Source organism: Xanthomonas sp. NCPPB 3200, from assembly GCF_056393585.1.
Window position 1 is genome coordinate 1,710,855 of the sequence record NZ_CM150785.1, and the last position, 22,920, is coordinate 1,733,774.

General features: G+C 59.2%; 23 protein-coding genes. 16 read left to right on the forward strand and 7 right to left on the reverse strand.

Annotated features, from left to right (window positions below; genetic code table 11):
* Nucleotides 1-32: 32 nt before the first annotated feature.
* A complete protein-coding gene (locus AC06DU_RS07360; protein ID WP_478203919.1) occupies nucleotides 33-764 on the forward strand; it encodes an SDR family oxidoreductase in 732 nt (243 codons plus the stop codon).
* The gene (locus tag AC06DU_RS07365; RefSeq protein ID WP_046342208.1) at nucleotides 758-2,182 is read left to right on the forward strand and encodes an efflux transporter outer membrane subunit; all 1,425 of its coding nucleotides are present in this window, start codon (nucleotides 758-760) and stop codon (nucleotides 2,180-2,182) included. Before AC06DU_RS07360 ends, AC06DU_RS07365 begins: the two co-directional genes overlap by 7 nt.
* Before the next feature lie 136 nt (nucleotides 2,183-2,318).
* On the opposite strand, the gene AC06DU_RS07370 is transcribed toward AC06DU_RS07365, so the two are convergent.
* Nucleotides 2,319-3,293: a GGDEF domain-containing protein gene (locus tag AC06DU_RS07370; protein WP_065032447.1), complete on the reverse strand. Its 975-nt coding sequence runs from the start codon at nucleotides 3,291-3,293 to the stop codon at nucleotides 2,319-2,321.
* Nucleotides 3,294-3,387: 94 nt separating this feature from the next.
* Between AC06DU_RS07370 and AC06DU_RS07375 the strand changes: the two genes are divergently transcribed.
* Complete coding sequence (locus tag AC06DU_RS07375; protein WP_478203921.1) at nucleotides 3,388-3,693, forward strand: hypothetical protein; 306 nt, start codon at nucleotides 3,388-3,390, stop codon at nucleotides 3,691-3,693.
* Nucleotides 3,694-3,790: 97 nt separating this feature from the next.
* Here AC06DU_RS07375 and AC06DU_RS07380 read toward each other — a convergent pair whose 3' ends face one another.
* Entirely contained in the window at nucleotides 3,791-5,488 is a 1,698-nt protein-coding gene (locus tag AC06DU_RS07380; RefSeq protein WP_046342211.1) for a sensor domain-containing diguanylate cyclase, read from the reverse strand.
* A 155-nt stretch (nucleotides 5,489-5,643) separates the two neighbouring features.
* Here AC06DU_RS07380 and AC06DU_RS07385 point away from each other — a divergent pair, with 155 nt between their 5' ends.
* The 3 genes from AC06DU_RS07385 (at nucleotide 5,644) to AC06DU_RS07395 (ending at nucleotide 8,273) form a co-directional block, all read left to right on the forward strand.
* Entirely contained in the window at nucleotides 5,644-5,892 is a 249-nt protein-coding gene (locus tag AC06DU_RS07385; RefSeq protein ID WP_065032450.1) for a hypothetical protein, read from the forward strand.
* Nucleotides 5,893-5,999: 107 nt separating this feature from the next.
* Complete coding sequence (locus tag AC06DU_RS07390; protein WP_167762803.1) at nucleotides 6,000-6,170, forward strand: hypothetical protein; 171 nt, start codon at nucleotides 6,000-6,002, stop codon at nucleotides 6,168-6,170.
* A gap of 651 nt (nucleotides 6,171-6,821) precedes the next feature.
* Nucleotides 6,822-8,273, forward strand: a complete 1,452-nt coding sequence (locus AC06DU_RS07395) for a DUF6538 domain-containing protein (protein ID WP_478203923.1) — start codon at nucleotides 6,822-6,824, stop codon at nucleotides 8,271-8,273.
* Nucleotides 8,274-8,563: 290 nt separating this feature from the next.
* Here the strand turns inward: AC06DU_RS07395 and AC06DU_RS07400 are convergent, their stop codons facing one another.
* Together AC06DU_RS07400 and AC06DU_RS07405 are read right to left on the reverse strand one after the other, a co-directional pair.
* Nucleotides 8,564-9,514, reverse strand: a complete 951-nt coding sequence (locus AC06DU_RS07400) for a hypothetical protein (protein ID WP_277569728.1) — start codon at nucleotides 9,512-9,514, stop codon at nucleotides 8,564-8,566.
* Nucleotides 9,515-9,650: 136 nt separating this feature from the next.
* Entirely contained in the window at nucleotides 9,651-9,995 is a 345-nt protein-coding gene (locus AC06DU_RS07405) for a hypothetical protein (RefSeq protein ID WP_478203924.1), read from the reverse strand.
* Between the two features lie 749 nt (nucleotides 9,996-10,744).
* On the opposite strand from AC06DU_RS07405, the gene AC06DU_RS07410 reads away from it, so the two are divergent.
* Nucleotides 10,745-11,140: an H-NS histone family protein gene (locus tag AC06DU_RS07410; protein ID WP_478203925.1), complete on the forward strand. Its 396-nt coding sequence runs from the start codon at nucleotides 10,745-10,747 to the stop codon at nucleotides 11,138-11,140.
* Nucleotides 11,141-11,216: 76 nt separating this feature from the next.
* On the opposite strand, the gene AC06DU_RS07415 is transcribed toward AC06DU_RS07410, so the two are convergent.
* Nucleotides 11,217-11,954 carry a DNA/RNA non-specific endonuclease gene (locus tag AC06DU_RS07415; RefSeq protein WP_478203927.1) on the reverse strand — a complete coding sequence of 246 codons (738 nt, stop codon included), beginning with the start codon at nucleotides 11,952-11,954 and terminating at the stop codon, nucleotides 11,217-11,219.
* 99 nt (nucleotides 11,955-12,053) lie between these two features.
* Between AC06DU_RS07415 and AC06DU_RS07420 the strand changes: the two genes are divergently transcribed.
* Nucleotides 12,054-12,335 carry a putative toxin gene (locus AC06DU_RS07420; RefSeq protein ID WP_478203928.1) on the forward strand — a complete coding sequence of 94 codons (282 nt, stop codon included), beginning with the start codon at nucleotides 12,054-12,056 and terminating at the stop codon, nucleotides 12,333-12,335.
* Nucleotides 12,336-12,381: 46 nt separating this feature from the next.
* Nucleotides 12,382-12,984 carry a hypothetical protein gene (locus tag AC06DU_RS07425; protein ID WP_478203930.1) on the forward strand — a complete coding sequence of 201 codons (603 nt, stop codon included), beginning with the start codon at nucleotides 12,382-12,384 and terminating at the stop codon, nucleotides 12,982-12,984.
* Nucleotides 12,985-13,587: 603 nt separating this feature from the next.
* On the opposite strand, the gene AC06DU_RS07430 is transcribed toward AC06DU_RS07425, so the two are convergent.
* A complete protein-coding gene (locus AC06DU_RS07430; RefSeq protein WP_416204010.1) occupies nucleotides 13,588-14,556 on the reverse strand; it encodes a GAF domain-containing protein in 969 nt (322 codons plus the stop codon).
* Between the two features lie 516 nt (nucleotides 14,557-15,072).
* Nucleotides 15,073-15,525 carry a winged helix-turn-helix transcriptional regulator gene (locus tag AC06DU_RS07435; RefSeq protein WP_029820106.1) on the reverse strand — a complete coding sequence of 151 codons (453 nt, stop codon included), beginning with the start codon at nucleotides 15,523-15,525 and terminating at the stop codon, nucleotides 15,073-15,075.
* A 215-nt stretch (nucleotides 15,526-15,740) separates the two neighbouring features.
* Here AC06DU_RS07435 and AC06DU_RS07440 point away from each other — a divergent pair, with 215 nt between their 5' ends.
* The 7 genes from AC06DU_RS07440 (at nucleotide 15,741) to AC06DU_RS07470 (ending at nucleotide 22,850) form a co-directional block, all read left to right on the forward strand.
* Nucleotides 15,741-16,874: an MFS transporter gene (locus tag AC06DU_RS07440; protein ID WP_234934346.1), complete on the forward strand. Its 1,134-nt coding sequence runs from the start codon at nucleotides 15,741-15,743 to the stop codon at nucleotides 16,872-16,874.
* Nucleotides 16,875-17,024: 150 nt separating this feature from the next.
* On the forward strand, nucleotides 17,025-18,143 hold the full coding sequence (locus tag AC06DU_RS07445) for a sensor histidine kinase (protein WP_029820104.1): 1,119 nt from the start codon (nucleotides 17,025-17,027) through the stop codon (nucleotides 18,141-18,143).
* Nucleotides 18,140-18,844: a LytR/AlgR family response regulator transcription factor gene (locus tag AC06DU_RS07450; RefSeq protein ID WP_029820103.1), complete on the forward strand. Its 705-nt coding sequence runs from the start codon at nucleotides 18,140-18,142 to the stop codon at nucleotides 18,842-18,844. The genes AC06DU_RS07445 and AC06DU_RS07450 overlap by 4 nt, the downstream gene beginning before the upstream one ends.
* 105 nt (nucleotides 18,845-18,949) lie before the next feature.
* Complete coding sequence (locus AC06DU_RS07455; protein ID WP_478203931.1) at nucleotides 18,950-20,275, forward strand: acyl-CoA thioesterase/bile acid-CoA:amino acid N-acyltransferase family protein; 1,326 nt, start codon at nucleotides 18,950-18,952, stop codon at nucleotides 20,273-20,275.
* 595 nt (nucleotides 20,276-20,870) lie between these two features.
* Nucleotides 20,871-21,095, forward strand: coding sequence for a hypothetical protein (locus AC06DU_RS07460; RefSeq protein WP_055026815.1), 225 nt, complete (start codon nucleotides 20,871-20,873; stop codon nucleotides 21,093-21,095).
* A 400-nt stretch (nucleotides 21,096-21,495) separates the two neighbouring features.
* On the forward strand, nucleotides 21,496-21,975 hold the full coding sequence (locus tag AC06DU_RS07465) for a JAB domain-containing protein (protein ID WP_055026816.1): 480 nt from the start codon (nucleotides 21,496-21,498) through the stop codon (nucleotides 21,973-21,975).
* Nucleotides 21,976-22,211: 236 nt separating this feature from the next.
* Nucleotides 22,212-22,850, forward strand: a complete 639-nt coding sequence (locus tag AC06DU_RS07470) for a DUF6988 family protein (protein ID WP_055026824.1) — start codon at nucleotides 22,212-22,214, stop codon at nucleotides 22,848-22,850.
* Nucleotides 22,851-22,920 lie beyond the last annotated feature (70 nt).

The following is a 22,920-nucleotide window of genomic DNA, read 5'->3' on the forward strand; positions in this document are numbered from 1 at the left end:
CCAATCCCCATTCGCAGTACAAGGACATTGAAATGAGCAACCACAAGATCGCATTGGTCACCGGCGCCACCCGCGGCATCGGCCTGGAAACCGTTCGGCAACTGGCCCAGGCCGGCGTGCATGCGCTGCTGGCCGGGCGCAAGCGCGACGATGCCGTCGCCGCCGCACTCAAGCTGCAGGCCGAAGGCCTGCCGGTGGAGGCCATCCAGCTCGACGTCAACGACGACATCAGCATCGCTGCGGCAGTCGGCACGGTGGAGCAGCGCCATGGCCACCTGGACATCCTGATCAACAACGCCGGCATCATGATCGAGGACATGCAGCGCACGCCGTCGCAGCAGAGCCTGGAGGTGTGGAAGCGCACCTTCGACACCAACCTGTTCGCGGTCGTCAGCGTCACCAAGGCGTTCCTGCCGCTGCTGCGTCGCTCGCTGGCCGGGCGCATCGTCAATGTGTCCAGCATGCTCGGCTCGCTGACCCTGCATACCCAGCCCGGTTCGCCGATCTACGACTTCAAGATTCCCGCCTACGACGCCTCCAAGAGCGCGGTCAACAGCTGGACGGTGCACCTGGCCCATGAGCTGCGCGACACCGCCATCAAGGTCAACACCGTGCATCCGGGCTACGTCAAAACCGACATGAACGGGGGCGGCGGCGAGATCGAGGTGGAGCAGGGCGCGCACAGCAGCGTGCAGATGGCATTGCTCGACGCGCACGGCGCCACCGGCAGCTTTACGCATCTGGGAGAAGTGTTGCCATGGTAAGAACCTTTCTCAGCGTGGCACTGGCTGCGCTGGTGCTCAGCGGCTGTGCGGTGGGGCCGGATTACCGGCCCGACCCGCCGGCCGCGGTGACCTTGCAGGGCGCGCAGGATGCGGCCTTCAGCGGCGAATCGCCGGTCGGTAACTGGTGGTCGCAGTTCGACGACCCGGTGCTGGAACAACTGGTGCGCGATGCCTTGTTCGCCAACCACGATCTGCGCATCGCCGTGTCGCGCGTCAAGCAGGCACGCGCGGTGTTCGTCGAGCGTCGCCTCGACCAGGCCCCGCACATCACCGCGCAGGGCAGCTTCGATCGACGCGAACAACAGCAGGTGGTTGCCGGCAACCAGCGCTTCCTCACCGAGCAGACCACCCTGGGTCTGGATGCGGCCTGGGAGCTGGACCTGTTCGGCCGCCAGCGGCGCGCCTCGGAAGCGGCGCGTGCGGATCTGGAAGCCGAGCAGGCCGGCCTGCTCGACGTGCAGGTCACCGTCGCTGCCGAAGTGGCGCGCAACTACTTCGAGTTGCGCGGTACGCAAAAGCAGCTGGAGGTGTCCAAGCGCACGCTGACCAACCTGCACGACACCCAGCGGCTGACGCAGACGCGTTGGGACCTGGGCGCCGGCAGCGAACTGGATGTGCAGAGCAGCCTGGCGCGCCTGAAGGCGATCGAGGCGGACATTCCGTTGCTGGAAACCGCCGAGGCGCAGTACCGCCATCGCCTGGCGGTGCTGCTCGGCCAGGCGCCCAATGCCCTGGACGCCACCCTGGTGGCGCGCACCACGCCGGCGTTCGCACGTGCGTTGCCCTTGGGCGATACCGCCGGATTGCTGCGTCAGCGCCCGGACGTGCGCAGCGCCGAACGTCGCCTGGCAGCGGCCACCGCGCAGGTCGGCGTGGCCACCGCGGATCTGTTCCCGCGCATCAGCGTCAGCGGCTTTGTCGGCTTCCTGTCCGGCGACGCGGCCAGGCTGACCGAGGGCAGCGGCAAGGCCTGGTCGATCACCCCGTCGATCAGCTGGGCGGCATTCGACTTTGGCACCGTGCGTGCCCGCCTGCGTGCCAGCAAGGCGCAGGCCGACGGTGCCTTGGCGCAATACCAGCAGACCGTGTTGCTGGCGCTGGAAGACACCGAGAACGCCTTGATCGGCTACGGCCGCCAGCAGGCACGCCTGGCGATCGTGGTGGAGCAGGCCAATGCGGCGCGACGTGCCGAACAACTGGCGCAGATCCGCTACCGCGAGGGCTCGGAAGACTTCCTGACCCTGCTGGACGCGCAACGCACCCAGCTGGCCGCCGACGATGCGTTGGCGCAGGCCGAGGCCGCGGTGAATGTGGGCGTGGTCGGTGTGTACAAGGCGTTGGGCGGCTGGAAGCAGGGCGAAGCACCTGCGGCACCGGTGGCCGTGCTCAATCGGTGAGGCAGGCCTGCAGGGCGGCCGTCAGGTCGTCCTGCAGGCACCCGGCTGCGCCAACGCTTCGTCGGCCGATACGGCGGCTGGATTCCGGGCGACCGTCGGAACGCCTGCCGACCGGCCGATCACACGAGGGCTGCGCTCAGTCGGCAACCCGCACGCTGTCGCGGCCGCCGTTCTTGGCCAGATACAGCGCCGCATCGGCACGCGAAAACCAGTCCTGCCAATGCGTTTCGCCGTCATGGCGGGCCGCGCCCAGCGACACCGTGATCCGCCCACCCGGGCCACGCAGCCCGTTGCGGATCACCTTGCGCAGGCGCTCGGTGGCAGCTTCCAGTTCCTGCAGGGAGCCGGCACGCAACAGCACCACGAATTCTTCGCCGCCGAAGCGGAACACCTGGTGTGGCTCGCGCACTTCGAAGCGCAGGATCGTGGCCAGATCCGACAACGCGGCGTCGCCTGCGGCATGCCCGTAGAGATCATTGACCTCCTTGAAATGGTCCAGATCCAGAATGATCAGGCTGTTGAGCCGTTCATTCGGCTGGCGTCGGTCGATCTGATGGGTGAGCGCACGCTCGAGCATGCGCCGGTTGGGCAGGCCGGTCAGCGCATCCAGCGAGGCCAGCTCTTCCAGATGCACGCGGTCGTCCTGCATGCGCAGCGAGAACGCATACCCCACCGCCAGCGTCACCAGCGTCACCACGACCGTCGACACGCCCTGGCCGGGGCTGACGATCAGGCCCGGCAACAGCAGCAGCGCCGCCAGCAGCGGCAGGCTCAGCAGCACGGCGCGTTGCGGGCCGCACAGGAAGTAATTGGTGGCCAGCACTGGAAACAGCCAGGGCAGGGCGCCATCGCCGCCGGTCCAGCAGGCCACCAGACAGCCGCCCACATTGATCGAGGCCAGCCACACGCCGCCAGCGCCGGTGCGCTCTGCATCGCGCATCTTCCAGCCACGCCATATCGCAAGCACACCGAGCGATGCAGTGATCAGGCAGGCCAGCGCCTGACCGGTAATGGCCAGGTACACCGCATAGAGGCAAAGCAACAGCGCGGTGATCGGCCCCAGCATCTTGACGATGCCGAGACGGAAATCCCGCCGCAGGTGGAGGATCACAGGGAAGGTTCTATAGGAGTCGGCATCATTATCGGCGGAGCCTTGCGAAAGTTGAGCGTGCACGCGCCGCGGCAGCGGGTCGGAAAATGAAGCGTTGCCGGGTCGGGCTTCGCACATCCTTGACGGCCGTGCCGCAACCGTAGCGTCTTTGCCGTCGGAGTCTGCCATGCCCACACGCGAAGAACTCGACATGCGCCTGGACGCGCTGCAGGACGAACTGCCGCAGCTATCGGCCGATGAAGACGCGGATTTCGACTATCTCGATTTTCAGGCGCGTGCCCAGGCCGTGCTCAGCAGTGCCGCGGCCGAGGACGCGGCCTATGTGCGGACCCGCGTCGACAACATGCTGGCGGGTGCCGGCCTGATTCCAGCCGATGCGGATGGGCGCAGTTGCGCTTGATGCCCGCTGTGCGCGGTCAGTGCAATGCCTGCATTGCGGGCGCGCGTGGCGCGTCGGTATGCCCGCAGACGCGGGTCCAATCTGATAACGGAATGTCTCAGCCTGCGGCTGCGGTGCCCGCACTCACTACCTGATTGCGTCCGGCCTGCTTGGCGCGGTACAGCGCCTCGTCCGCGCGACGCAGCAACTGCGCCATATTGCCCGCATGTTGGGGAAAGCTGGCCGCACCGAACGAGGCGCTGACCTTCGGCAACGACACGCCATCGGCCATCACCTGCAGCGTTTCGATGCCGGCACGCAGCTTCTCGGCCATCCTGCAGGCGGTCGCCAGATCTACTTCCGGCAGGATGATCGTCAACTCCTCGCCGCCATAGCGGCAGCAGATGTCTTCGCCGCGCGTCTGCGCCAGCAGGAATTCGCCGATCGCCGCCAGCACGCGGTCGCCGCCGCTGTGGCCGTGCAGATCGTTGAACTGCTTGAAGTGGTCCACGTCCAGCATCAGCACCGACAAGGGGAGGGCCCGCCGCGTGCAGCGCGCCAGTTCGTGATTGAGCGCTTCTTCGAGATAACGGCGGTTGTACAGACCGGTCAACGGATCGCGAATGGATTGCTGGCGCAGCGTCTCGCGCAGGCGCAGGTTGTGCAACGCCAGCGATAGTTGTTCGGCTGCGGCCTCGGCCACGGTCAACGAGGCCAGATCGCGCGGATCTTCGCTGCGTAGCGCCAGCATCCCCAGTTGCGTGCCTTGAGCCGATAGCGGGATGCAGGCGGTGCTCGCATGCGCCGGAAGATTGGCGCCGATGTGTTGGCAGAGCATGCCCTGGCTGGCGTCTTCCACCACATGCGTGCGGTCGCGGCGCAAGGCCCAGCACGTGTCCGGGGCGATGCTGGCGCTGTCGTCGTCGGCCATCGTGCCCCAGGCCACCACCTGTTCGGCACGATCGCGCGAGGCGCGCAGCAAATAGACCGCGCCGGCCGCGCCCGGGATCAGCGGGGCGATCGTGCGGGCGGTGATTTCCAGCGCTTCCTCGGCATTGCGGCAGTTCTGCAGCAGGCCCGAGTAACGTGCCAGCGCCTCCAGCCCGGCCGACGTGCGTTCGAGCGTAGCGAACGATTCGATCAGGCGTTCGCTGGTCGTGCTGGCCGCGTCTTCGGCGAGCACGCGCCGTTCCAGTTCGCGCGACAGCAACCGGTAGGCCAGCAACATCACCAGCAAGCCGCTGAAAATCCCGACCACCGTGACCCACAGCACCCACTGCGCGCTGCGCGCATTGGTGTCGGTACGCTTCACCAGTTGCTGGCGCTCCAGTTCCGTCATGGTCTGCACCTGGCGGCGCAGCGACGAAGAGGTCTGGAACACGCCGCGTGCGATCGAGGCGCGCGCGCCATCCAGGCCCTGCTTGCGATAGCTGTGCAACAGGTCATTGATCTGGACCAGGCGCATGTCCACCAGGCGTCCGAGCGCCACGACGTTGCGCCGCTGCACCGGGTTGTCCTGCACCAGGGCATCCAGCCGCACGATGCGCTCTGGAAGCCGCCCGATCGCATCGGCGTACACCCCGAGAAACGCTTCATTGTCGGTCAGGACATAGCCACGCACCGACGACTCTGCCGACAGCATCCCGGCCTGGATCTCGTCGATGCTGGCGATCACTTCCTGCGTATGCGTCACCCAGCCGGCATCGGCCAGCGAGCGCTGCGTGGTGAAATAACCGCCCACCCCGATCAGGACGAAGATCACCCCGCCAAGCAACAAGGCGCCGGCGGCGTGACGTTTTGCGTTCCTGGTTAACACCGTGTTCCCCTGACATCGATTGTCTGGTTGAAGCTGATGCAAGTCGCGTGCCCATGCTCCACTTCGCTTGTCAGTCAGCTGCGGGACGGGCTTGAGGTCGCTCCGGCGCCGGCACGACGGTATCCTTGATGCTCGTCACCGAGCCGGGCAACAGAGTGGTCATTTTCCTTGGTAGCTATCGATTGACCTGTCGCGCTGCCCGGGGCGATGGCCCCAGCCGCGGCTGGGTCGCCGACTGGCAGATCGCCCAGATTGGGGCCGGCAGCGCCGGCGACCTGGCGGGCAGCGCCCTGTCGGCCACGTTTCCCGACCACCGCAGCGCCATGGCCGCCGCCCGGGTTGCCGGCATGGTGACGCTGGAAGCGATGCATGCCGAAGCGCAGCGGCAGCTCGAGTCAGCGTGAGCGGCATGCGTGCCCGGTCGCATCGACCACGCCGGCACCGCACCAGCTGGCATACGGTTTGCTTCCAGCCCTGAACAACGCTGGGGAGCGTCTTGGACGGAAGCGACATGCAAGAGCCCAACAAAAGTGCCCTGGCCCTGCTGCAGCAGGAAGCCACCGAACTGCTCGCGCTATTCGACCAACTGCGTGGCGATGCAGTGCCGGCGCATGACGCGGACAGCGTCGTCGCAACCGCATCCATCGAATGCACCGAACAGACCGCCCACGTCACTAATTGACTCAGCAGGTAAGCCTGCAGTCGGCTGCGATGCACGGGCTGTCGGGCAGCAACCGGCGCGGCATCCTGTCAGAGCTGTCTCGCTGCCGATCGTGCGTCTCCAGGACATGGTGTCGTCCATGAAAAAGGCCGGAAGCCCTCTGCATCGAGGAGTCCCGGCCTTAGTCGGTCGTCTTAGGACCGTTGTTTGGTGGAGGTGGGCGGAGCCTGTAAACGCCCTCAGACAAACCCTTGAACCTAAAGAAATTTAGGCCTGATGGATGTGCCCGCTTTGATACCTCAGATGATACCTAAAGTCCTGGGCTGAGGAAGTGGGGAATGGCGCTATCGATCAAATGCAGCAAGCCAGCCGGTTGCACCGCTTGATCGGTAGCCCCTTCTGAGATGGCTGCTCAGAAGTCCAGCTTGCTGCCGCATCTTGGCTTGCCGCACTCCGAGACCGATGCCTCAGGGCCTGGCGATAGGCCAAGTCCACGGCTGCTGACAGCGGCTCGCGCAAAGCGAAGCCGCAACCTTGACCACCAGTTGCCTCCGGCGATAGTGCTGCCCCCGCACTCGGTTTGAGAGGTTGATCGGTCCGCGCTGTCGTCGTTTTCGGAGTCCAACAGGAGTTCCAGGGGAGGCAAGGCAGTGCGCAACCGGTTCGTTGTTGATGCGTATCCCTCAGTATTTGTCGCGTTCGTTGCCCTCCGGTCGATGGTCCTTTCGGCAGCGGGTTCCCGCTGACCTCCAACCGCTGCTTGGCTTGCAGGCGATCAAGCGCACCTTGCAAACAACCGTTTTGGAAGAGGCGCAACTGCGCGCGGCCACCTTGGCATCGCACTACGAGCGGCTGTTCGCTCGATTGCGGGACGACGGGTTGGACCATCGCAGTCAGGCAGACGCTTCCGCCTTGGTGGCATCCGCCTCTGCTGCAACACCCTTCCGCAACCTGACCTTGCATCGAACCAGGACGCCAGACGGGACCGTGCATGAGCGCTGGCAAATCGACAGCACCAAAGGCGTAAGGTTGTTTCGAGAACTTCATAAAGGCTTTGCCCTGGAAGGCGAGCGACCAGTCCCACTGCCGGCGTCGCCACTGGCCGTGGCAGCGTATGCCGCCAAGCTTGGCTCGACCCTTGAGCCAATGGCACTTGGGAAGGCGCGGCATGCGTGGTTGGCGACCTTGAAGGGCCGCACCTTGCCCAAGACCTATGTCATCAAGAAGTCGGCCATCCAAGCATTGGTGGACTACCTGGGTGAGAAGACGAAGATCCATACGATCACGCGGTCAGACCTGGCTCGCTGGTATCAGCAGATGCGGAAGGAGGGCGCGTCCACGCCAACGCTGACGAACAAGCAGAGCTACATGGGCGGGAAGGGAGGATTTTTCGATTGGGCCATGGTTTCGGGTCACTACCCCCAAGGCGACAACCCGGCCAAGGGTCATGTGAGCTATTCGGTAAGGGAACGGCGGGCTCGACGGAAGCTTGGGTTTAAGGCTTTTGATCGTGAGCAAATCCAGGCAATCTTCTCGCCGGTCAATTTCCCACGGCTCTCGCCGAACGCGCGATGGGCGGCGCTCATCGGGCTTTACACCGGAGCGCGCGCCTCCGAGGTGGGGCAGTTGCTGGTGGCGGATGTGTTCAAGGAGGACAACATCCCTTGCATCAGGATTTCGGACGAGGGCGAGCACCAGAAGGTCAAAACCGAGGTGAGTCTGCGCACGGTGCCGATCCATCCCGAGCTTTTGTCGCTGGGGTTCTTGGAGTGGGTAGAGAGCCGAAAGGCTGCTGGTCACAAGCGCTTGTTCCCGCACGCCAAAGCAGATGCCATGAACGGGCAGGGGAACTGGATCACGAAGGCGTTTAGCCGCTATCTGGGCGAGATCGGCAAGGACTGGCCTAAGGCCAAGCGCGGTTTCCACTCCTTGCGGAAGACCTTCATCCAAGAGTTGCAAGGACTGGGTGTATCGTCAGAGCTGCGTGCGCAGATCATGGGGCACGAATTGGATGATGAGCATCATTCAACCTACAGTAGGGTCTTCACAACGCGAGAGAAGTTGGTCGGATTGAGTCAACACTGTCCTGGACTGGAAAAATTTAATTTCCGTCTTCAATTGTAGAGTGCTGCTTGACAAGAATTTCTCCTGGCTTATTTTTAGTAAAAAGGGGGGTGTATGCACGTCAATCATCAGCGACTAAATGAGTTGTCAGAGCAGGCTTGGACTATTTCCTACCTAAGAGCACTATCAGAAGCGCGTCCTGAGGAGGCCGAAAAAATGGCACAAGAAGCAGTCACTCGACTGAGAAATAAAGTCTTATATGGAGATATTAATCAAGAAGAGCGCTATGCAGAGTTATGCGCTCGCATGGCTGCTGCAGATCGATGCAACAGAGCTTCGATAGAGTCAAGCTAGTTTGGAGTAAAACCCTTGTGAACATGTTTATGATTTAGCTCATTTTTTTTGGATTCAGCAGTTTCGAGTATTGTTAGATCCAATTGAGACTGCTCCATACTCGCTTTGCCTTCTAGTGAGTTAGACCATTCAGGATCAGGATCTTTGGGCTCGAAAATCGAACGTAGGTCGTTGGTGGAAGTAATGTGGGCAAAGAATTTCCCGTTGCGATCCATTATAACTACATTTATTGTCTCTTGTTGCTTTTCGTCCCCGCAGAGGTAGCCGATATATTCACTAAACTCTTTGAGAGGAAGTCCGAGCTCACTCCACGTGTGCGGCGTCTCAAAGCGACTGATAAGTTTCGTTTTCTGGTCTCCAACTTCGTCGAGTTTAGACTCAGTATCGTATACATATCTGATTGAGTCTGGCGGGTCTGTCGTTAGTGACGGAAATGAATGGCCGAGGCCATAGGCCCGCTTAAAATCTGATCGAATAAGCTTCCAACAGTTAGAGTTGAATCTATGCATTACACCTAGAAAATACGGGGTTAAATAAAGTGCCCCAGGAACCGGGCGCCCCGTTTCAAAGTTTTTAGGGCGGCGTTTGAAGTCTGGAGCCCAAAACGCAAAGTGATGGCACTGTAGCGACTGATGAAATCGCAGGGCATCATCAACTGACATCTGCTCTTGATTACGGACTACGAAAGATGTCCCGAGCGTCTCCAGGCGTGAGAGGGCGTGCTTTACTTGGGGGCGAGTCCATTCATCATTGATATTCGAACGCTTCGCTTTTACTTCAAAAATGAAAAGCCGATCATTGATGTCAGTTAAGTTATCTCCGACTTTTTTTTCAGCGTTTCCGGACAATCCGACGGCCGGTTTGGGTTCGGCTCCAACCAACTTGGCACGACGCCATTGCCAGTCGCGTAGTGCCAACACAACAGACATCTCTGAGAGATCGGCCATATGACTATTCCTTTCGTTATTGGCGCGTGGTAGCGTTTTGATGAGACCGATTGGTGCTTGGTGAATTTTGAGGTGAAAATAAAACACTTAGGCAATTCGTTTGTGCGACTCGGTTGCCGAAGGCGATTGGTCTACGCTAGTTGCCTCTATCATTAAAAATAAAACCAATATGCTTCGGGGATATGATATCTGCTGTAAATCGCAATGAGGTCGATTGTCGAGCGATATCAAAAAGGAGCAAGTAGTGTCCAGCCATCTCTCCGATGGTTGCAAGGCCATAGCGGCGTAGAATATCTGGAACGTGGCTCTCATGAATAGAAATGCGGAAATCGCTATCAGCAGGTCCGAAGTTCGAGTAATAGCAGCTGCCGCGTGCCCAGAAGCGAAGAGGACGCACAATGCCCCAGAACCCATGCCATCGCTGTGTATGGCGCTCCACGTTTGCATCTTCGAAGCGCACGAAAGCGTCATGGACAGCCATCTCTGTGCGATTGGGATCCGGCATGCGAAGCATTAGAGAGCTGGTCTTGAAGCTTGGCCAATGCACAAGCTGTTCAAGGAGCTTTTGAGGGCCTCGCAACACAGAGTTCGTTGATCGCGTTCGGTCCCCGCCGCCGCGAGATCGGCTTTCGCTCTCCGTGGGTTCACCAGTTGCGGCGTTATCGGTCGAGCCTTCATCTTGATCTGTCAGAATCCGAACGATCAGCGTGGTGTTTCGTTGCTCCCACTGAGCCACAGTCCGATCGGTATCATCGTCTTCCCATGGATCACCATAGCTTCGGGTGATGTCGCACTCGTCTCCGTGCGGTAGGGCATAGAAGTGAGCGACCTTGCCGCGTCGCCCTGGGCTGGGTCTGGACGCCGACCTGAAATGAGCAGTTGCCTCGCAATACGGACAACGCAGATGCGGCTTCAATGCTCGGCGAGCATACGGATCCAGGTCCGCCACTTCCTGGGCCGTGTAGTCCTGGTCGCTTCGACGATCCCTTGCTTTATTCATAGACACCCCCTGTCTTGATCTACATGCTTTCAAGGGTTGTGGCAGTAGTCAAGCTGTTCAAGTTGAGGAGGCCCGACCGGCCTCATGCCCTCCCGATATCCAAAAAATACAGAGGTCGCTGCGGAGCAATACGATAGAATAGTAGAGCTTGTCGATAGATCACCGTGCAGCTTTACTGCAATCGATTTCTCACGAATAATTTGCCAATTAACCGATTGGAATAGTCCTGAATGACAACCGCGTCTTTGAGTGCCCTTGCCGCTGCTAAAGAAAAATTGGCAGAAGAAATTCGGAAGTTGGAAGAGCAGGAAGCTCAGCTACGCCAGCAGCAATCATCCGAAGCCTACTCGGAGATCGTCAAGCTTCTCGACCAATACACCGAGCATTTCAGTGCAAAGCAGAAGTCCGAGATTGCGGCCCTAATCGGCGCTGATGTGGCCAAGCCGAAAAAAGCTGCTTCCACAAGGAAGGAAGTAGCGCCCAAGTATTGGTTGCCACACAACCAAGAAACGTGGTCAGGGCGTGGGCGTCCGCCTAAGGCTTTCACCATTTGGCAGGGCAGTGCGTCTTACAAGGAGTGGAAAGCCAAGCACCCGGATGAGAAGTTCCCGGCTTTCCCTGGCTGAGGCTTGCGAATGCGAGGCAACGAGTGCCCGAAGAGACTTCGGGCACTAATTTCTTAAGTTTGCGGATTGCCGTCTATTAGCTCAGATCACAACCACTCGGCTGCGGCCAAGTGGTTGCCGGCAGCATCGCTTTGACATTGGCTGGCGCCGTGATGCCAATCGTGCTGGCGCCGAAGGTATCTTCAAGCTCATTGATGCTGACGATGTAGCTGTCCAGCGATCCGAGCGTGGCACTGTTCGGAATCAGCCAGCTGATGGCCCGCGAGCCGCCACTTGGGTTGGCCGTGATGATGGTCTTCCAGAAGAAGTCTGGTGTCCGGATGCCATGACTGGTGAGGAAGTAGTCGTTAGTCGTGTCGCTATAAATGACGCCTCCATAGACTTGGACGCTTGCAATATCGCGATAACACTCAGCCACTTCTTCGGCACGGACCCAGATGCCTTGATTGAAGCTAGCCACCTGAGGAACGATGTTAGACATCAAGTTCGCGCGGCGGATGTAGGTGGTGTTGTAGTCCATGTGGTTGGAGGTCACCAAATGCCCCCGGTCATAGCCCGAACGCACGCTGGCATAGGAAGCACTGGATGTTTGGCCTGCGCATCCGCCGGGCAGTTCAGTATCCAAATTGAAGCTTGAAGAGCGCGCAGCTGAGCCGGTGTCGGCTTGCAAGACATATTCGTAGCACAGCGCGGTGCGGTTCGTGCAGTCGTAGCTCAAGGTGTAGCCGCCCTTGTTGAGCGTGACCACCTGGGCTTGGGCACCCGCACTGAACGTGGTGAGCAGCAAGGCTGTGAGGAAGAATCGGAATCGCATAGCAGCACATCTACTTGTGTCTCTTCGGGGGGGGGGCGCACGAACCCACCAAACACCGGACAAGGCCGTTGCCCGTCGAAGGACGCGCGAATTGACGGAATGAAGCAGACAGCTCAGGGCAGCCAAATTGGGCAAGTGGGTGAGTTGGCTGTCAGGTCAGTTGTTGACATTGGTGAAAAAGCAGAAGTTCTCGTAAATTGGCGTATCACAATTCCTGATGGGATAATAAAGGGTGCCGTAAGTGAAGTTAAAAATGTAAAGTCGCAGGATTTCACCAAGCAGTTGGGCGACCATGCTCAATTTGCTCAAAAAGCATTGGCAGAGAATTTAATTTATACATTAGATCCGACACGAAGCTTGGCAAGCCATTGCAAGAGGTAGCAGCGAACGGTAAGGTGAACATCTGTGTTATTGGACAGGTCTGCCCGTGAAAGAAAGCATGCCAGCCTCTGAATTTTTGGCGAAGTTAGCCAATGACAAGAGCTATCAGGAGCAGCAGCTCAAGAAAAGAGAGGAGCTTGCGATGCGCCAAGCTGAGATCGCAAAGCAAGAGGCGCCATTGGTGGCGGAGTTAAAGTTTGCTGGTTTCCAGGTTGACTCCGTTTGGGATCTCGTAGGCGCGAAATATAGTTACGAGGAAGCCATTCCTGTTTTATTGAGTGCGCTCAAGGGGGATTATCCGTCAAAGATAAAAGAGGGGGTTTTGCGAGGGCTGGCAGTTCGGCATGCACGAAAATACTGGGCTGATCTTATTAAGATTTTCGAGCAGCAGCCGTCCGGTGGCCCTGATGAGCTTAAATTTGTCAGCGCTTGCGCGCTCGCAGAGGCTGCGGACGATACAGTGATCGTTGACGTTATCGAAATTCTGAAAAAAAGAGAATATGGGATTGACCGAGCTCCGCTATTGGAGGTGCTCGAAAGGTCCAAGGATCCAAGGGCTGCAATGCTTTTGCATGAATTGAGAGACGATCTTATCCTCGGAAAGGAGATAAAAAAGTTCAGGAGATTGAAGCGCAAGACGAGCAAGTGACTCAGGGCGACTTACGTTCGCGATGCTATCTTGTCTGCTTCAAGAGGGTGGCAGATACCGCTCTTAACCAGCGTTATGTCTTGGTGACTCTCTACAACTCTTCATGCAATGAGGGGGCTACGAAGACTTGGCCGAGCAATGGAGGATAGGTCTGCCTGCTGCTAGGGCGCGCTAACCGAGCCCGTGCTCGACACAAGGCACGTAGCCATCCAGCGCTTGGCATAGTCATACGCTGCGCTCTGATCAGCAAAGGTGGCATTTCTGAGTTGGCATCGGTGCAATGTGATGCCGCCGGGCCTGGAAATCAGGAGCTCCGGCACGAACTTTCCGTCGCACGGAATGCTGTGGGCCGTGAGCAGGTAATCGCCCACGTGCCGAATTGCGGTGACGCCCAATAGACATCCTCCTTGATGAGCGGCACCTACGTTCGTCCAACATCAGTGTCAGACGATCGGCTGTCGATGCTCGCCGAGTGACACACCATCATTATAGGAAAAGCCTCAAGCCGCTATCGGCAATAGGCGAACATGCCTGTAAGTATTTTCCTTACCCGCAGCTGTTGGTTCCGCTGACAGCGCCCTGCGTGCCCTCGTCCTTTGAGGCTTAGCCTGGTCCTGCCGGGGCAGTCGCTGGGATCATGTGCTCATCGCTTCCTGCAATACTGGCGCCTGGCAGGGAGCCTGCCTTGATGAGCTGATCGATGTTGTTGAGCTGCTGCATTTCCTTGAACCAGCTGGCTCCCCATTGGGCGCTGAGTCCCTCTGTACTCAACGACGACTGGATGCGCCGGGCGATCGATACCAACCCGGCCTCGCTGGTGCCCGGCAGAAACAGGGCGAACTCTCCGCGCGCCAGGTGTGCCAGGCTGTCCTGGGGACGGGTGGCTTGCTTCAGCAGAGCAATGGCCACCGCAACATCTTGCTCTGACTCGGCGCCATTGCCCGAGTTGCTGGTGCCTACGTCAAAAAGCAATACGCCGCCTGACTCGTTGCGATGGCGATGATCCGCCGCTGCTTGCAGGAGATCACGGAACGTGCCGAGATCGTAAAGGCCGGTCAACGTTTCCGCGGTTTGCAGGAAATGCGTATCAGCTGGGTGCAGTTGGACTTGGGCCAGGTGCTGGGCCCACGATCCGGCCAGCACCCGTCCAAATGTTTCCACCAGCGGCAAGAGGTGATCCAGCTTGTCCTCGATGACCCGATTGTCCAGTCCGCACAGCATTCCTTCAACTTGGCCAGGGATTCGAATGGGGACGCCCAGATAGCTCGCGATACCCAGACGGGTCGCTACGGCGGACTGGGCCAGGTGTTCGACTTTCTGCAAGTCGGGGGCGAACTGGGGACCTCCCATAACGATCATGCTGCGGCACACCGACTCGGACCAACTCAAGAACTGGTCGACCTTCAGTCCGAAGGAGGCGTCCGTGCAGCCACGGATGATCCAGTGATCATTTTTGACCTCGGCAAGCACCCAGGTTTTCAACGGCGTCAGCTCGGCAAGACGCTCAAGCAGCTCGCTCGCAGTGTCTTCCATTCCGGAGAAGGGGACCTGGGTTCTAAGTTCGGTCGACATGTCATGGGAGACTTTTGGGTTCAACCTATATCGGCAGAGCACACGTGAGCTGCAGGCAGAATGTCGTCCACTTCCTGAATTCTGAACGGAACTCTCGGATCGGCCTTGCTGAAATGCTCTACAGGAGATGCGCCCGCGCCGCTAGCGAGCTCGCCCATTGATGGGCAAGGGTGTGGCGTTCACCAGCGTCAACATGGCTCGCTCCTAGCCTGACTTGGTAGCGGGGTGCAGAGTGACTGCTCGCTCTCTTCGTCGTGTCTCGCTCCGCTGCGCATCCCGTCAGGAGCTCGGCATTGAGCATGTTGCCCACAGCAGTCTTCCGCTCAGCTTTGGCATAACATGCAGCCGGTGCATATCAGCGCTACGGCGGTGTGCTAATGCCGTTACAGCAAGAGCCCTTCATCAATTTTATGGGCGGGGACGGACCCTCGGAACAGGCTCGGAGTCGATGCTCAGCAGGACGGACGCCTAACATGGAACGTTGAGCCTTTGGAGCCGAGCTGGGGAGATTGGCGACTACGGATTAAGCACCTTCCGAACCTGTGTAGACGTCGGCAGCAGCATAGTGCCGTCCTTTGCCTTAAGCGTCATGCGTGGGACTTTCTTGCCGGTGCGCTTGTCGATTAGCACCGAATAACGTTCGTCCTGCTCAAAAAGGTGGTCTTCGCCCCATTGCCGCAATGCCACGACGACGGGGAACAGGCTGTCTCCCCGCGCCGTTAGCACGTATTCCTGATAAGCCGTGCCGTCAGATGCATCCTGCATTACAAGGATGCCAGCATCGACCAGCTTGCGCAGCCGATCGGAGAGGATATTGCGAGCCATGCCCAAGCTCCGCTGGAAATCCCCGAAGCGGCGAACACCGTCGAAGGCATCACGCACGATCAGTAACGCCCATCGATCCCCAATGAGATCGACCGATCGCACAACCGGGCAATGTTCGTCATCAAAGTTTTTGCGGGGTGGCATACCGTCTCCGGCGCAGGCCAGTAGGATGGAAATTGGTTGCAGTTTAAAACTGCATTGCCTACCATTCAATAAGTTGCGATTTGCAACTGGATTGGGCTGGAAGAGTGGAGACTTCATCTGTATCGACGCTATCGGTAGGCGCTCCTTCAAGGGTTCCGCCTGTGAGCGTGCCCCGGCACCTCGTCTGGCTGTTTGCTGTGGCAAGTGGACTGAGCGTGGCAAATGTCTACTACGCTCAACCGCTGCTTGACACGCTGTCCCGAGACTTTGGCATCAGCTATGCGGCCGTGGGTGGAGTCGTTACAGCGACACAAGCCGGTTGTGCGCTGGCATTGCTGCTGCTGGTGCCGCTGGGCGACTTGATGAACCGTCGTCGCCTGATGTCAATGCAGCTCCTGGCTCTGGTGGTCGCACTTGCCGTCGTGGCCATGGCGCGATCCGCGCCTGCACTGCTGGCAGGCATGCTTGCCGTAGGCTTATTGGGCACAGCAATGACGCAGGGACTGATTGCCTATGCTGCAAGTGCTGCTGCGCCCCATGAACGCGGCCGCGTGGTCGGCGCAGCGCAAGGCGGCGTGTTCATTGGTCTGTTGCTGGCGCGGGTGTTTGCCGGTGGTGTTAGCGATTTGGCTGGCTGGCGCGGTGTGTATTTTTGCGCCGCCTTCCTGATGGTTGCGATTGCACTTCCGTTATGGCGTTGGCTGCCAGCGTTACCGCCGACGTCCCAAACGATGAGTTACCCGCGTCTGATTGCTTCGATGCTGACGCTGCTGCGCCAGGAAAGGACTTTGCAAGTGCGGGGCATGTTAGCGCTGTTGATGTTCGCCACATTCAACATCTTCTGGAGTGCATTGGTGTTGCCTTTGAGCGCGCCGCCTTATCGCTTCTCCCATACCGCCATCGGTGCATTCGGTCTGGTCGGTGCGGCAGGGGCCATTGTCGCTGCACGCGCGGGAAATTGGGCGGATCTGGGGCATGCTCAGCGCACCAGTGCAGCTGCGCTTACGGTGCTGCTCCTGGCTTGGTGGCCTCTGTCGTTGATGGATTGGTCACTGTGGACGTTGGTCATTGGTATTGTGCTGCTTGATATGGGCGGGCAGGCGTTGCATGTCACGAACCAAAGCTTGATCTTCCGCACCAAGCCTGAGGCGCATAGCCGCTTGGTCGGCCTTTACATGCTGTTCTATGCGGTCGGCAGCGGACTGGGTGCAATCGGCGCGACCGTCATCTATGCACGGACAGGTTGGCAGGGTGTGTGCTTACTGGGCGCAGCAGTCAGCCTAGTGGCACTGCTGTTCTGGTGGGCAACAAGGAGAAGCGGCGGCAGCGCTACGGGCGTCGAGTCCTAACCGCTTCGCAAGGTGCGAGACCTATTCTGGCTGGTTGTTCAGATATTCCTTGAATGTATCTCCGCACCAAGTCCCATCGGGACGCGTGTTGGACTTATGGCTTGCTCTTGCATTCTTTCTAGTGGAGTAGAAAATGGGCCGGATGATTCGATGTCCGCAGCTCCTTTGATCAAGTCCAACAACCCCAGCACGTCTTTAGACTGGATGAAAGGCAATCGGTCCGTCTTGAGAGTTCGGTGGCATTGGGTTGGGCTGTCTTGGCTCATGCTCGCGCTTGCCTACACGCCTGCTGTCGTCTTGACGCCCAACTCAGCGGGCACGCGGGAAGCCTCGAATTTCCTACATACCTTCCTGTTTCTCGTCGGCAGCTATACGCCATGGGCATTGACCACCCCTATGCTGCTGGGTCTCTCAGGAAGGTGGATCATTGGAACAGGCCAGTCTGCTTACCACCTGATTTGGATTGCATTGTTCGGCCTTCTAGCGATTCCGCTTCTAACAGGGATGGGCTGGGGATTGGGCCATGGTGTCTTGAATGTGTTCGGACTTGCTGGGCAAGGGCAGTTGGATATGCGCAGCAGTCAGCGCGCTTTGGCGGCCACTGCTCTATTTGCCATACCGCTCTACTTGGCTGTCATGGGGGTAGGGCAGCTGTTGGCCCATACGGCCCTGAAAAGTGAGCGAGAGCGGCTGCTGACGCGTTTGAACGAAGAAGCTTTGAGATCACGGCTACACCAACATTTTATCTTCAACGCGCTCAATGCCATCGGTGAGCTTGGATATCGTGATGCTCCCAAAGCTGATCAGGCTTTAGGTCATGTCGCAAACTTGCTTCGAGCGTTGCTGGAAAGCGCTCCTGCGGTGGCTTTAAGGGAGGAGATTGGGGCGTGCGCGGAGTTCATCGAGTTGCATCAGGTGCTGTCCGGCAACATCACATTCGTTGTGGCGATTGAGGGCTGTGCTTGGGGTGCGTCCGTCCCTTCGATGGTATTACAGCCGCTTTTAGAGAATGCCATCCAACATGGCGCGGATATTGACGGGTCAGTTGAGATCAAAATTGGTGCCAACACTCAAGGCGGGGATCTTGTCGTCAGCGTGGTGAACTCGGTCAATGGGCGATCAGCTAGTGGTCTGGGTATTGGCTTGGACCACCTTAGGAAGAGATTAGTATTGGCGCATGGGGCTGAGGCAACGTTGACGACTCGGCGTGAGGAGAATCGGTTTATTGCTTCAATCCGTCTCCCGCTGATGGAGCACGATCAACCATGATTCGCACGTTGATTGTTGACGACATTTCTCTTGCGCGAGAGCGACTCATTCGGTTGCTGGCAAGCGAGCCGGATGTCACGATCGTGGGGGAGGCGTCGACGTTGGAAACTGCGCTTGAGCGCGCAAAGTTTGGGGATGTCGATCTCGTTCTTCTCGATATCGGTCTGCCGGATGGCAGTGGTTTGGATCTCGTGCAGCATCTTGAGGAGCTGGTGCCGCACATCGTCTTCATCACCGCTTACGGCGCACATGCCGTTCGCGCCTTCGAGACGGGTGTGTTGGATTACCTACTAAAGCCGGTGGATCCACACCGGCTGGAGTTGGCCATGCGACGTGTCCGGGCGCGCCTTGATGGAAAGGTCGAGCGCACCGTGCGTTTAGCGGTTCAATCGGGCGATCGGACGGTCTATCTGTTGCCGGCAGACATCGACTATGTTGACGTGGCTGGCCATTACGTTTGCATCCATGTGGGAAAGGACACGTATTTGCGCCGAGATAGCATGGCAAGTCTTGCGGAGGCATTGGAGCCAAGCGGCTTTCTCCGTATCCACCGATCTTCAGTGGTGAATGTAAGACGCATCGCAGCACTTCGTTCCGTGCGAAATCACGACGCTCTATTGGAGCTCATCGACGGCACGATCCTTCGGGTCAGTCGACAGTTCCGAACACAACTCGAAGCCAGTTTGCCTCGATTGCCGTAGATGTCTGCACGATTAGCGCCACGTAGAGCACGGCTCACGCCAAAGTCCGGGTCAGGCAGACGTCCTGCCCACAAGCTTTGAGGTCTCCCTCAGAGTGCTACTTAGATGCGCCGATTCGCCCTCCTTTTGCTTTTTTTTGGGGTTTGCGCCAACAGCTACGCTGCGACGCTGAACATCATGTCTGTAGACAGCCGAGCTGACGTGCCACTGGGCGTGTCTATTTCAGGCATGCGGCCCACGGAGGTCGTTGAGCTCAGGCTGGCCATGCAAGACTCCAAGGGCACCAGCTGGCGCTCCAACGCGGTGTATCGAGCGGACTTGGAGGGTAGGGTTGACCCCTCGACGACAGCCGCCGAGGCAGGCAGCTATACGGGGATTGACCAGACGGGACTGTTCTGGTCGATGAAGCCGGACGGTCCAGGAAGAGCTTCGCCTTTCCCAACCAAAAGGAAAGATGGAGACCTGCGATTCGCGCCTGCCGAGTTCACGCTCGAAATGGTTATTGACGGAAAGGTCGCGAAAACCGCCAAACTCCGCCGCTGGATCGACGGCGAAGGTATCTCGGCGTTCACTGTGAGGCCCCCTGGCTTGGTCGCCAACATCTATGCACCTAGGGGTGCGCTGACAGACGGTCGCCGTCATCCCGTGGTTATTACCCTCGGTGGCTCCGAAGGTGGCATTGAGAGCGCAGACATGTATGCCGCCTGGCTAGCCTCTCATGGGTTTTTGGCCATGTCAGTGGCCTATTACCGCATGCCTGGCTTGCCTAAGGACCTTGTGCGGGTTCCGATTGATCCTGTGTCGGTGGCTGTGGATTGGCTGCAAGAGCAAAGCTACGTCGACGCGTCTGAAATAGGTGTGTTGGGAGGCTCCTGGGGCGGCACCATTGCTATGGCCGCCGCGTCGCATGACCAACGGCTACACGCCGTGGTCTCGATAGTGGGAAGTCCCGCACCATTCCGAGGCATACGGCGCGATATCGCACCGGCTGACTTCCGTGCGGTGGATGAGCCAGGTCTGACCTGGAAAGGTAAAGACCTCCCCTTTTTGCCGTATTTGGAAGATTCGCGATGGCTTGATGAGGCAGACGCTACGGCGCAGTCAGCGTTGAAAGCTGCCATGTTGCCGATCGAGAAGATCAACGGCCCGCTCATGCTCCTAGCAGCGGGGGACGACCGGCTTGGCCTCTCTGGCGAAATGGCGGCGGTGGCGAATCGCTATTTGAAGAAGCATCATCGTGATGAGCCGGACGAGATCGTCTATTTCAGTGATGCCGGGCACCTGATCTCCCCGTTATGGCAGCCAACTACCTATCGACATGACCTAGGTCCTCACCTGCAGGTGGGCGGCACTCCCACCGGGTATGCGCGCGCGGATCGCGAGGGTGGTGCGGCTGTCATCCGGTTCCTACGATCGGCACTGAAAAAGTGACCGTGACTCGCTCGGTTGTCGAAGTGAAAGAATTGGCAGTTCACCCTCCGCGTGCCGAGCGCTGAGCTCTCCGGCTCTGCGGCTGAGCGAATTTGGAGACACACTTGATCCCCAATGTTTCGAGCATTGCAGGAGCAACCCCGACCATCGGCGGCCAGCACTCGTATTGCGATGCGGGGGCTGTCGCCCTCAAAGAGCGGACCGCGCCTACCTGTGCTAAGTCGCCTATGCGGCCGGGGCGCCGTCGCTTGCTCGGTCGGCTGAGACCCTGGGGCGAATACTGGGAAGGGGGGTAAAGGCCGCGCTTGCGGCGCAACCTGACGTTGCCGGACGCGGGACCGGTGGTCGCTCCCCCCGCGCGACGCTTGAGCAGCGTCTTGCCGGCACCCCCGCAAGAAGTTCGATTGTTCGCTGCGCCCAAGTAGGTTGGAAGCATAGACGCCCGACGTGCTACCTCCGATTAGAGCTGGACGTCCATAGGTGCGAAGCATCTAGTCAGACCCGCGCGCAGTCAGCGCACGATCGTGGGGCTTCTTCCGTATCAGGGTGAGGGCGCGTCTCAAGCAGTGCGACAGCGCTGCGGATACTCCTGCCCATGGACCGAGCCGAGCTACGCCTTCACCTCGAACGCCTGGATGCAGCAGTTCCCACCCTGCGGGCCTCAAGTCCTGATCGCCGCCACTTTTGGCGAGCTTTTACAGTCATGGCTGCCGCCATTGAGAGCAAGGCAGCGACGAGCGAAGACGCGCAGTTCGTCGGCCGTCGGGCCGAGGAAATCTTGTCCTGGCACGGACTGGAAAACATGGACGAGCACGTCTGAGTCCATTGGTGCCGACCAGCCCATCCCGATGCCTGCGTGCTGCTCATGCGCGATGCGTGCGTAAGACAAGCAAGCACAGGTCCGCAGTAGCCCATCACTGGCTGCAAAGCCCAGCTGTCGCCTGCTGACAACATCCGTCGCCCCATCAATACGCACGCCGTTTGTCCCGTAAACCTGTGTTGGCATGCATGGTGTTTTCTCCACGAGCGCTGGGCCTCTGAAAGGGACCTTAGCTTCGCTGTCCCGACCGCAAGGGCAGGCCTCCTTCTCGTCGCTGGCGCTGTGTTGCGGCCCTTCGCTGTGTGCCGCTTGCGCGATGCTCGCTCTCGGGTGCGGTAGGGCCGGACGCTTCGCCTGTCGGTTCCCACGAGGCGCACAACGCGCTGGTGGAGAAAGACCGATGAAGCGCACCCAAGACCTGAAGGCTCAATACCAACTCCAGATGGACGAAGAGGGCATATTGCTCGCAGCAGCCACCATCCTGGAACAACGCCTTCAACGCCAAGGCCGCATCCACAGCCCCGGGCAAGCTGGCGACTACCTCATTGCCCGCTGCGCTCACCTGCCGCACGAAGTCTTCGGTGTCGTCTTTCTGGACATCAAGCACCAGATCCTGGCAACCGAACATCTCTTCTTCGGCACCATCGACGGCTGCGATATTCATCCCCGAGTAGTCGCCAAGCGCGCCTTGGATTTGAACGCTGCTGCCGTCATCCTCTTCCACAACCACCCTTCGGGCAATCCGGAGCCAAGCGAAGCTGACCGCAAGGTCACCGAGCGCCTGCAGCAGGCTCTGGGCCTCCTCGACATCCGGGTGCTGGACCACCTGGTGATCGGCGGGCGTCAGCACACCAGCCTTGCAGCAAGAGAGTGGGCGTAGCCCTCCCTCTCTCTCATCGGCTGTTGGCATAGGGCCACCAGTGCGCCTGATCTTGCAAAAGATATGGCGCTACGCTTGAGTTCGGTCATCACGCTCTTTCGCCGCTGACGCCATTACGGCAAGATCCAAGGGAAAGAGAGACAGCTGAAAAAATTTTACGGCATCGACAAACATCGAAGGAGGGGATTGTTGATGAGCCAAGATGCGATCCAACTGATCCAATGCTTGGGGGAAGCATGATGTCTGAGCGGGTTCAGAAGCTCTTTGAAGGTTCTGATGAGCTATTGGAAGCGTTGGCGCCCATTACAGCGGCTCCGCCGTTTGATCAAAGTGATCGACTGCAAGTTTGTCGCGCGCTATGCCTGCTTTCGATTGAGCACGCTGTTGCGAGTCGCTGCCTACTCGTAGTCGGTTCTGAGCCGTCCACCTTGGTCGTTCATCGAGCGCAGTTCGAAGCGCTGGTGCGCGCCGTGTGGGTCCTTTACTGCGCAAGCGATACCGAGGTGGCTTGCTTACAAGAAGAGCTGACACCGACAAGTGAATCACTAGCGGCTCGTTTGCCAATGCTATCCAAGATGCTGATCGCTCTTGAAGCGGTGACGCAGGCAGCCGAGCCACTGCGGGTTTTTTTGGAGTTCAAGAAATACTCTTGGGCGGCACTCAACTCGTTTGTCCACGCGGGTGCACACGCGCTTCATCGGTTGCGAACGGGCTTCCCGCTTGAACTCGTTGAAGTTGTGGTCAAACAAAGCAACGCGTTGGTCGTGATGGCTCACATGCAACTCGCAATCACCGCAGGTAGCCAAGAGGCGGTGCGCTGGGTTGCCAAGACTTCGGACGGATTTCCCGCTGTGCTTCCTCCACGAATACGTTAGGATTTTCAGGCAAGCGCCATCGCCCACAGGCTGTCAGGCTGATGAGTGGCAAGCTTGCGGTGCAAGTTGC